Here is an 11,632-nt window from a genome sequence, read left to right as displayed (position 1 = left end):
ACTCAACCGCTAGGTTATCTGCGATTTGGTAACCGCCGAACACGCCGTAGTTTACAGAGTTACGGTTAATACCGAAAAGCTCTGCTTCTCCGTTGAAACCTTCTGAGAAACCTGAACCATAACGTGCATCATCTGCGTATTTAGAGTTGAATTGTTTCACCCCACCGTGAACGGTTGCCCAACCCGCTTTTGCACCCGCATAGAAAGTGTTTGCTTGTGGTGCCGCTTGTGCCGCAGTTGCTAAGGCTAAACCAGATACTGCTAATGCAATTACAGATTTTTTCATTTTGATGATCCTCTATTAATCGTCATCGAACCAAAGGAAGACGTTAATCAATAACGTCGATCTTTATCTTTTTTCTCTATCCTGAGAAAAAAGCGCTGTAAAGGCTACTATTATAACCCATAAAGTCTAAAAAATAGCAACCTTTTTTAGTTTTTAGGTTCTATAACCTAATACTTTTTAATCAATTCACAGAAAGTAGGGGATTCCCTACTTCTTATACAAAGATTACTCCTCGTCCATCTCGATACCGGCATTTAATAATGCCGCAAGATTTTGTGTCGCTTCATCAGCAATCACATTTTGCGTTTCCGCTTCAATCTCTTGTGCAGTGGCAAAAGCCGATGCAGCAGATACCGCAGGCGTTTCAATCTTCATTGATTCGCCGGAAAGCCGTTTTTTCGCACGAGCTTGATGGTAGGCAAAACCTGTCCCTGCCGGAATGAGACGACCGACGATAACATTCTCTTTTAAGCCTCGCAGTTCATCACGCTTACCGGCTACCGCCGCTTCGGTGAGTACACGGGTCGTTTCTTGGAACGATGCCGCCGAAATAAAGGATTCCGTTGCAAGAGAAGCTTTGGTAATCCCCAGTAATTCACGTTCAAATTCCACTAACGGTTTGCCTTCTGCCGCACGCTTACGGTTAGCAATTTTAATGCGGGCAACCTCAACTTGCTCACCTTCTAAGAACTCGGAATCGTAAGCATTGGTGATAATCGCTTTACGCAACATTTGGCGGACAATCACTTCGATATGCTTATCGTTAATTTTTACCCCTTGTAAGCGGTAAACTTCTTGCACTTCGTTCACAATGTAATCGGTTACGGCGTGTACGCCACGCAAACGCAGAATATCGTGTGGTGTTTCCGCACCGTCTGAGATCACATCACCACGTTCCACCATTTCACCTTCAAAGACGTTAAGCTGACGCCATTTCGGGATCATCTCTTCGTAAGTTTCACCTTCTGCCGGTGTGATCAACAAGCGGCGTTTTCCTTTGGTTTCTTTACCAAACGACACAATCCCTGAAATTTCCGCCAAGATAGCCGGTTCTTTCGGTTTACGTGCTTCAAATAAATCGGCAACCCGTGGTAAACCACCGGTAATATCTTTAGTCGCTGTTGACTCTTGCGGAATACGGGCAAGGGCTTCACCAACTGCGATTTCCACGCCGTCATTTAAAGTTACAATCGCTTTACCCGGTAAGAAATACTGTGCCGGCACATCGGTATTGTTAAGCAGAATATCGTTACCTTGCGCATCCACTAATTTTAACGCTGGACGTAAATCTTTACCTGCGGTTGCACGCTCACCCACATCTTGCACCACAATAGATGAAAGACCGGTTAATTCATCGGTTTGGCGAGTAACGGTTAAACCGTCCACAATATCGCTGAATTTGATGAAACCGCTTACCTCTGAGATGATCGGCATTGTATGCGGATCCCAGTTTGCCACGATTTCACCGGCATTCACCTCTTCACCGTCGCCTTTTGACAGCACTGCACCGTAAGGTACTTTATAGTTCTCTTTGGTACGACCAAACGCATCTACTACGGTTAATTCGGTATTACGGGAGGTCAAGACAATTTTGCCGTCTTTATTTGTAACAAATTTTGCGTTCGTTAATTTAAGCGTACCCGCATTTTTGACTTGAATGCTGGACTCTTTAGCCGCCGCAGATGCCGCACCACCAATGTGGAACGTACGCATCGTTAACTGTGTACCCGGCTCACCGATTGATTGTGCCGCAATAACCCCGACCGCTTCCCCTTGGTTGATCAAATGACCACGGGCAAGATCACGACCGTAACATTTCGCACACACACCGAAATCGGTATCACAGGTTACAACGGAACGGACTTTGATAACATCGACAGATTCCGCATCAATCACATCACACAATTTCTCATCAATTAAGGTATTGCGTGGGATAAGCACCTCTTCCGTACCCGGTTTGAATACATCTTCTGCTGCGACACGTCCTAAAACACGATCACGCAACGGCTCTTTCACATCACCACCTTCAATAAGCGGTGTCATTACGATACCTTCGTGCGTACCACAGTCGTCCTCAACAATCACTAAATCTTGTGCCACATCTACAAGACGGCGGGTCAAGTAACCGGAGTTCGCCGTTTTTAATGCCGTATCTGCCAAACCTTTACGCGCACCGTGGGTTGAAATAAAGTATTGAAGAACGTTCAAGCCTTCACGGAAGTTTGCCGTAATCGGCGTTTCAATGATCGAGCCGTCCGGACGTGCCATCAAACCACGCATACCGGCAAGCTGACGAATCTGTGCCGCAGAACCCCGCGCCCCGGAATCCGCCATCATAAAGATACTGTTGAATGACGCTTGTTTTTCCGGCTCGCCGTGACGGTTAATCACTTCTTCGGTTGAAAGGTTTTCCATCATCGCTTTTGCAACACGCTCGTTCGCCGCCGCCCAAATATCGATCACTTTGTTATAACGTTCACCGGCAGTTACCAAACCTTGATTAAACTGCTCTTGGATTTCCGCCACTTCGGCTTCCGCTGCTTCAATAATCTCATATTTCTGCTGCGGAATAACCATATCGTCAATACCGACCGAAGAACCGGAACGTGCCGCATAAGCAAAACCGGTATACATAATTTGGTCGGCAAAGATAACCGCTTCTTTCAACCCTAAACGGCGATAGGCTTCGTTAATCAATTTTGAAATCGCTTTTTTGCCTAGTGTTTGGTTAAACAGTTTAAACGGCATTCCTTTTGGCGAGATCATCCATAAAATAGCACGACCAACGGTGGTATCAACCAACGCTGTTGAACCGACAAACTCACCAGCCTCATTTTTCTCATATTCGGTTACCCGCACTTTAACCCGTGCGTGCAATTCCGCTTGACCGGTGCGGTAGGCTTTTTCCGCTTCACGCGGATCAAGGAAGTACATTCCCTCGCCTTTGCCTTTCACCTTATCCCGTGTCATATAGTAAAGTCCCAATACAACGTCTTGAGACGGCACGATGATCGGATCACCGTTAGCTGGCGATAACACGTTATTGGTAGACATCATCAACGCACGGGCTTCTAGCTGCGCTTCAAGGGTTAATGGCACGTGTACCGCCATTTGGTCGCCATCGAAGTCGGCGTTGAACGCCGCACACACGAGCGGGTGTAACTGAATCGCTTTACCTTCAATCAATAAAGGTTCAAAGGCTTGAATACCCAAACGGTGAAGGGTCGGCGCACGGTTTAGCAGAATCGGGTGTTCACGAATCACTTCCGCCAAGATATCCCATACGATCGGATCTTCACGCTCGACCATTTTCTTCGCTGCTTTAATGGTTGAAGCGATACCACGGCTTTCTAATTTTGAATAGATGAACGGACGGAACAACTCCAACGCCATTTTTTTCGGCAAACCACACTGGTGGAGGTGGAGGTAAGGACCTACGGTAATCACCGAACGACCGGAGTAATCCACACGTTTACCTAATAGGTTCTGACGGAAACGACCTTGTTTACCCTTAATCATATCCGCAAGGGATTTTAACGGGCGTTTGTTTGAACCGGTGATCGCACGACCACGACGACCGTTATCTAATAATGCATCGACCGATTCTTGCAACATCCGTTTTTCGTTACGCACGATAATATCCGGTGCAACCAAATCCAATAAGCGTTTTAAACGGTTGTTACGGTTAATGACACGGCGGTATAAATCGTTTAAGTCAGAAGTCGCAAAACGACCGCCATCAAGCGGCACTAACGGGCGTAAATCCGGTGGTAATACCGGTAATACTGTCATTACCATCCATTCCGGTTTGTTGCCGGATTGAAGGAAAGCCTCTAATAATTTCAAACGTTTCGTGATTTTTTTGCGTTTCGTTTCAGAGTTAGTTTCTTGTAATTCTTCACGCAATAGTTCACATTGGTGCTCAAGTTGTAAATCTTTCAACAGGGCTTGGATACCTTCTGCCCCCATTTTCGCTTCAAACTCGTCGCCCCAGCGCTCTTCCGCTTCCCAATACTGTTCTTCCGTTAATAACTGATTTTTCTCAAGATCGGTCATTCCCGGCTCAATCACCACATAGGATTCAAAATACAGCACACGTTCAATATCACGCAATGGCATATCTAAAATCAAGCCGATACGGGACGGCAATGATTTTAAGAACCAAATATGCGCAACCGGGCAAGCAAGCTCAATATGCCCCATACGATCACGGCGTACTTTGGTTTGGGTAACTTCAACACCACATTTTTCACAGATCACGCCACGGTGTTTTAAGCGTTTATATTTACCGCATAGACATTCATAATCTTTCACCGGCCCGAAAATTCTGGCACAGAATAACCCATCACGCTCCGGCTTGAAGGTGCGGTAGTTAATGGTTTCCGGCTTTTTCACTTCGCCAAATGACCACGAGCGGATTTTATCCGGTGATGCTAAGCCGATTTTAATCACATCAAAATCATCATTTGATTTAGATTGTGCTTTTAAAAACTTTACTAAGTCTTTCACGTTTTTGCCCCTGAGTTGAGGTTGTTTTGTTTGGCAAGCCGATGCTTACCCTACGAATTTTATTGCGGATAACAAGCGGTCTGTTTTGCAACATTTTTTGCAAATCCGACCGCTTGCGAGATTTCCCCTGCATTAAGAGGGATAAGCGAGGAATTAGGCTTCGTCCAATTCCATATCAATCGCTAATGCACGAATCTCTTTCGTAATCACGTTGAAGGATTCCGGCATTCCCGGTTCCATATAATGCGTGCCGTCCACGATGTTTTTATACATTGTGGTACGTCCGCTCACGTCATCGGATTTCACCGTGAGCATCTCTTGTAAGGTATAAGCCGCACCGTATGCTTCCAGTGCCCATACCTCCATCTCACCGAAACGCTGACCACCGAATTGTGCTTTACCACCCAACGGCTGCTGCGTGACCAAACTGTACGAGCCGGTTGAACGGGCGTGCATTTTGTCATCAACCAAGTGGTTCAATTTGAGCATATACATATAGCCGACGGTAACCGGACGCTCAAATTTCTCGCCGGTACGTCCATCATATAAGGTGATCTGACCGGAAGTCGGCAAGCCGCCAAGCTCAAGCAAGCCTTTGATCTCACTTTCGTGCGCACCGTCAAATACAGGGGTGGCAAGCGGTAAGCCTTTGCGTAAATTTTGCGCTAAACGCATCACTTCTTCATCGCTGAACGTGCTTAAATCCACGCTTTGCGCACCGTGCCCTAAATCGTAGGCTTTTTGGATATATTCACGCAACTTAGCAATAGATTGTTGCTGTTTGATCATTGCGTTAATTTGATCACCAATGCCTTTCGCCGCCAAACCTAAGTGAGTTTCGAGGATCTGACCGATGTTCATACGAGACGGAACGCCCAACGGGTTCAACACGATTTCCACCGGCTGACCGTTTTCATCGTACGGCATATCTTCCACCGGATTGATTTTCGAGATAACCCCTTTGTTACCGTGGCGACCCGCCATTTTATCACCCGGCTGGATTTGACGTTTTACCGCCAAATAGACTTTCACTACTTTCAATACGCCTGGTGCGAGATCGTCCCCTTGAATAATCTTGTTACGTTTGATCTCAAGTTTACGCTCAAACTCTTTGCGTAGCTCTTCGTGCTGCTCGGCAAGCTGCTCAAGCTGATTTTGCTTCGCTTCGTCTTCGAGGGTTTGCTCTAGCCATTTTTCACGGGCTAACTTATCCAGAGTCTCTTCTTTCACACCACCGTCAAGCAATAGGCTGCGTACACGGGTAAATAAGCCGGCTTCTAAGATTTGCAACTCTTCAACAAGGTCTTTCTTCGCCTCTTTGAGCTGCATTTCTTCGATTTCTTTCGCCCGTTTATCTTTTTCGACACCATCACGGGTAAATACTTGTACGTCAATAACCGTACCCGATGTTCCGTTCGGTACGCGCAGGGAAGAATCTTTTACGTCAGAGGCTTTTTCACCAAAGATTGCCCGTAATAATTTCTCTTCCGGCGTTAATTGGGTTTCCCCTTTCGGGGTTACTTTACCGACAAGAATATCGCCGCCTTTCACTTCCGCACCGATGTAAACAATACCAGATTCGTCCAGCTTGCTCAGTGCCGATTCACCCACATTCGGAATATCGGCAGTGATCTCTTCCGCACCGAGTTTGGTATCACGAGCCACGCAGGATAACTCTTGAATGTGAATGGTGGTGAAACGATCTTCTTGTACGACACGCTCGGAAACCAACATTGAGTCTTCAAAGTTATAACCGTTCCAAGGCATAAAGGCGACACGGATATTTTGACCGAGTGCCAATTCACCGAGATCCGTTGAAGGGCCGTCCGCTAAAATTTCGCCACGCTCCACCGGTTCGCCCAATTTCACACACGGAATTTGGTTGATACAGGTATTTTGGTTTGAACGGGTATATTTGATTAAGTTATAAATATCAATCCCCGCTTCGCCCGCCACGGTTTCGTCTTCGTTCACTTTCACCACGATACGTGAGGCATCAACATACTGGATTGTCCCACCACGTTTTGCCACGACCGCCACACCGGAGTCAAGCGCAACCGCTTTTTCAATCCCTGTACCGACTAGCGGTTTATCCGCTCGTAAGGTTGGTACTGCCTGACGTTGCATGTTCGCCCCCATCAACGCACGGTTCGCATCGTCGTGCTCAAGGAACGGAATTAACGCTGCCGCCACGGAAACGACCTGCTGGGTTGAAACGTCCATATAGTGAATTTCTTCCGGACGATATAAACCGGATTCACCGTGTTCACCACGACAGGTAACATAAGTGTCGGTAAAGCGGAAGTCGGCATCTAAGTTTGAGTTTGCCTGTGCGATCACGAAGTTGCCTTCTTCAATCGCAGAAAGATACTCGATCTCTTCGGTAACTTGTCCGTCAACGACTTTACGATACGGCGTTTCTAAGAAGCCGTAATCGTTGGTACGGGCATAAACGGAAAGAGAGTTGATCAAACCGATGTTCGGTCCTTCCGGCGTTTCAATCGGACAAACACGACCATAGTGGGTGGCGTGAACATCTCGCACTTCAAAGCCGGCACGCTCACGGGTTAAGCCGCCCGGACCTAATGCCGAAATACGACGTTTGTGAGTTACCTCTGAAAGCGGGTTGTTTTGGTCCATAAATTGCGAAAGTTGCGAAGAGCCGAAGAACTCTTTCACTGCCGCCGAGATTGGTTTGGCATTGATTAAATCTTGCGGCGTTACGCCGTCTAAATCACCTAATGACAGACGCTCACGCACCGCACGCTCAACACGCACTAAACCGATACGGAATTGGTTTTCTGCCATCTCGCCTACAGAACGAATACGACGGTTACCTAAATGGTCAATATCGTCCACTTCGCCACGACCGTTACGGATTTCGATCAGTTTCTTCATCACACCGATGATGTCATCGTTGCTTAGTACCCCTGACCCAACCCCTTCCGGAATTTCTAACGAACGGTTGAACTTCATCCGACCGACCGCTGAAAGATCGTAACGGTCTGTCGAGAAGAACATATTGTCGAACAAGCCTTCCGCCGCTTCTTTTGTCGGTGGCTCGCCCGGACGCATCATACGGTAAATTTCAACCAATGCACTCAAGCGGTCATAGGTCGGATCAATGCGTAGGGTTTCGGAAATATAAGGACCGTGATCAAGATCATTAGTAAACAGCACTTCAATTTCGTTGTAACCCGCTTGTGCTAATTTGGCTAAGGTCTCTAACGAAATTTCCGTATTGGAAGGGCAAAGAATTTCCCCTGTGGATAAATCAACGTAATCTTTCGCCGTAACACGGCCGACAATATACTCGGTCGGCACTTCAATTTGGGTAATATTATCTTTTTCTAATGCACGAGTATGACGTCTAGTAATACGGCGACCGTTCTCAACATACACTTTACCGTTCGCCTCAATATCAAAGGCAGCGGTTTCACCGACTAAACGCTCCGGCACTAAGGTCATCAACAATTTATTGTCTTGAATATGAAAGACAATTTTGTCGAAGAACATATTAAGAATGTCTTCGGTTGTGTAACCTAATGCACGCAAAATAATGGTTGCCGGCAATTTACGGCGGCGGTCGATACGGGCATACAGGTTATCTTTCGGATCAAATTCAAAATCCAACCAAGAACCACGGTAAGGAATAATGCGTGCGTTATACAGCACTTTACCAGAAGCGTGGGTTTTACCTTTGTCGGAATCGAAGAAAACGCCCGGGCTACGATGTAATTGCGAAACGATAACCCGCTCCGTCCCATTGATCACAAAAGTACCGTTATCGGTCATCAACGGAATTTCGCCCATATAGACGTTTTGTTCTTTAATATCTTTCACCGTGCCGGCTGCCGCCTCACGATCAAAGGAAACTAAGCGCAATTTAACACGCAAAGGGGCTGCATAGGTCGTGCCGCGAATTTGACATTCACGCACATCAAAAACCGGCTCGCCTAATTCATAAGAAACGTATTGTAATTCAGTCGCCCCGTTACTGCTGACAATCGGAAACACTGAACGGAATGCCGCTTCTAAACCTTGTTGTCCTTCAGGATCTCTTTGAATAAATTTATCGAAAGAATCAAGCTGAATGGTTAGTAGATAAGGTACGTTCAGAACTTGCGGACGTTTACCAAAGCTCTTACGGATACGCTTTTTCTCGGAATATGAATATGCCATTATAAGATAGCCTTCTGATTTTTATTTGGTTGAATTTTCACAATCCGCCTAAAGACTCGGCAGGAAGTGGCATTAAAAATAGGATACGAGATGTCGTCTTCCAATCAGGGAACAGGGGTCAAAAATCACTACCGCACTGGCGTTTGATTGGGTTAGGAAAGTGGTTTGCAAACTTTTCTCAACAACAAACCGCTTGTTAATTGATTTAAAATCAATAAGTTAGAATAAAATAAAACGACACAAATTTATTCTAAACTTTAAGCAGAAAATGGCTGATGGGAAATCCACCAGCCATCAAGTCTTAGCCAGACTAACAGTTTAATCAAAAATTATTTGATTTCAACTTTCGCACCAGCTTCTTCTAATTCTTTCTTAAGCGCTTCAGCTTCAGGTTTAGAGATACCTTCTTTTAATGCTGCCGGTGCAGACTCAACTAAGTCTTTCGCTTCTTTTAAGCCTAAGCCGGTTGCACCACGAACTGCTTTAATAACAGCTACTTTGTTTGCGCCTGCTTCTGCAAGGATAACATCAAATTCAGTTTTCTCTTCTGCCGCTGCGCCGCCTGCTGCCGGAGCTGCTGCTACTGCTGCCGCTGCTGAAACACCGAATTTTTCTTCCATCGCAGTGATTAGTTCAACGATTTCTGATACTGATTTAGAAGCAATCGCTTCAATGATTTGTTCGTTAGTTAATGACATAACAATCAATTCCTAAAGTAAATAAGTTAAACGAGTGAAGAATACGGCGGAAAATTATGCCGCTTCTTGTAATTTGTCGCGTAATGCTGCAAGAGTGCGAACAAGTTTGCCTGCCGCAGCTTCTTTCATTGTGCCCATTAAACGTGCAATTGCTTCTTCGTAAGTTGGTAATGTTGCCAAGAATTCAACATCTTGGATTTTACCTTCAAAGGCTGCACCTTTAAGTTCAAACTCTTTGTTTGCTTTTGCAAATTCAGTGAATAAACGAGCCGCTGCGCCCGGATGTTCATTTGAAAACGCAATCAGAGTCGGACCGGTAAACGTATCTGTCAAGCACTCAAAATCAGTACCTTCAACCGCACGGCGTAATAAAGTATTACGCACAACACGCATTGTTACACCCGCTTCACGGGCAGATTTACGTAACTCAGTCATTTTCTCTACTGTTACGCCGCGAGAATCCGCAACCACAGCAGAAAGGGCACCTTTGGCAGCTTCGTTTACTTCAGCAACAATTGCTTGCTTGTCTTGAAGATTTAATGCCATTGGTTTTAGCTCCTGATACACTCTGCACAAGGCAGAATTTACAAAAAATCTCAAAAAAATCACCGCTTGTTAGGCATCTTTTTGAGGCTAAGGTGTACAGAAGCAGAAAAATCTGTCTGTTCACCATCTACGTAGGTTTTCAATTAAGAAACTGTTCACATAGCTTCACCTACGGTCTTGGACGGGGCTTAAATGGTAAGCACCATCAATCATTTGTGCATTGCACAAAAAGAGTGCGAATTATACGTTGTTTTTAAGGCAGTGTAAAGCACCACGAAGAGAATCTCTCGCCAGATTCAGAATTCCCTCTAACAATAAACAATCAGTTAGCCTTGTATCACAGCGAGAGCATATCGAGGATTTATATAAAAAATCCCGCCAGAAGATGAAGGGGTTTTGATAATAGGTAAAATAGGTTATTTGTTCTTATCAAATTCATTGTATCGATTACATCCGTGCCAACTCCCTAAATCGCAAGATTGACCAAAGAGCTTAACCCCTTTTGACACATCTTTGCGAAAACATGTTCCGCTCACATACAGATTCCCAATATAACCTATAGCTTGTGCTTTTAATAACGGATTAGCATTTTCTGATGATTCCGCTAAAAGATCATTTAATAAAGGCTTTGCCTGAATACACTGTTTCAGATCCACAAATACTACAGCTAAATCCAATTTATGCTTCAATAAAGCATTTTCCGCTTCAATATTCCCTTGTTGTCGAGCTTCCTCATACAATTTAAAGCTCTCTTCATATAAACTTTGAGCTCTATCGAATTTATCCTGATCTAATATACGCCAACCCCAATTTTGATATCTAACAGACTCTTTCCTCAAGCTTTCAGCCTCATCAGAGATAGTTTGAGCTTGGTTAAATATGTTCTCTGCGGTTTGTGCTATTGCAGAGAAAGAACCCAATGCCAATACCGTTGCAATCATTATTGATTTTAGATGTTTCATTCTATACCTCACTTAACGTAAACACTAACACTTCTGTATCAAGCAAAGCTTTTATATTCGTTTTTTCTGGCTCATAAGATGAACATAGGATAGTATGATGATCGAAAACATAAATATTCTCGACTTCAATCATTTTCTCGACAGCATCATCAACGATGGGCTGTAATTCAGGATCTATCGCTCTAAAGTTGCTATAACACCAAGGAGCTTCCTCAAACTTATCAAAAGCAAATACGTTTCTATACACATCAACTAAAACGTCTATTTTTTTCATATTTATAATCCTCTAATAGTTATAAAACATACATTCCTGAAAGAAATTATTTTTTCTTCAGGGTTTATTTTGTTTTCTCTGCAAGAGAAAACAAAACCAGTGTACACTGGTTTGCCTTTTGTAAAATTATGCCTAAAATCAACCGCTTGCGCTGGTTGGATAAAGGGATTTAAAA

The 11,632-nt window shown here is 44.7% G+C and carries 6 protein-coding genes and 1 pseudogene; all 7 read right to left on the bottom strand.

The genetic code is table 11. The features are described 5' to 3' along the window. Positions 1–286: pseudogene (locus E4T80_RS11875) on the bottom strand (porin OmpA); the annotation flags it as partial. A 225-nt stretch (positions 287–511) separates the two neighbouring features. Next, positions 512–4,795, bottom strand: a complete 4,284-nt coding sequence (rpoC, locus tag E4T80_RS11870; RefSeq protein WP_135058619.1) for a DNA-directed RNA polymerase subunit beta' — start codon at positions 4,793–4,795, stop codon at positions 512–514. Positions 4,796–4,948: 153 nt separating this feature from the next. Continuing rightward, entirely contained in the window at positions 4,949–8,977 is a 4,029-nt protein-coding gene (rpoB, locus tag E4T80_RS11865) for a DNA-directed RNA polymerase subunit beta (RefSeq protein ID WP_135058618.1), read from the bottom strand. Positions 8,978–9,306: 329 nt separating this feature from the next. After that, positions 9,307–9,675, bottom strand: a complete 369-nt coding sequence (gene rplL / locus E4T80_RS11860) for a 50S ribosomal protein L7/L12 (RefSeq protein ID WP_047975818.1) — start codon at positions 9,673–9,675, stop codon at positions 9,307–9,309. Between the two features lie 54 nt (positions 9,676–9,729). Further along, positions 9,730–10,221 (bottom strand): 50S ribosomal protein L10, encoded by a 492-nt coding sequence (gene rplJ / locus E4T80_RS11855; RefSeq protein WP_047975819.1) that lies wholly within the window; start codon positions 10,219–10,221, stop codon positions 9,730–9,732. Positions 10,222–10,637: 416 nt separating this feature from the next. After that, the gene (locus tag E4T80_RS11850) at positions 10,638–11,183 is read right to left on the bottom strand and encodes a hypothetical protein (RefSeq protein WP_135058617.1); all 546 of its coding nucleotides are present in this window, start codon (positions 11,181–11,183) and stop codon (positions 10,638–10,640) included. A gap of 1 nt (position 11,184) precedes the next feature. Then, positions 11,185–11,457, bottom strand: coding sequence for a hypothetical protein (locus E4T80_RS11845; RefSeq protein WP_135058616.1), 273 nt, complete (start codon positions 11,455–11,457; stop codon positions 11,185–11,187). Positions 11,458–11,632 lie beyond the last annotated feature (175 nt).

Origin of the sequence: Muribacter muris (assembly GCF_004569585.1) — a bacterium.
In the GTDB taxonomy this organism is placed as follows: domain Bacteria; phylum Pseudomonadota; class Gammaproteobacteria; order Enterobacterales; family Pasteurellaceae; genus Muribacter; species Muribacter muris.
This window is presented reverse-complemented; position numbering and strand designations above follow the sequence as displayed.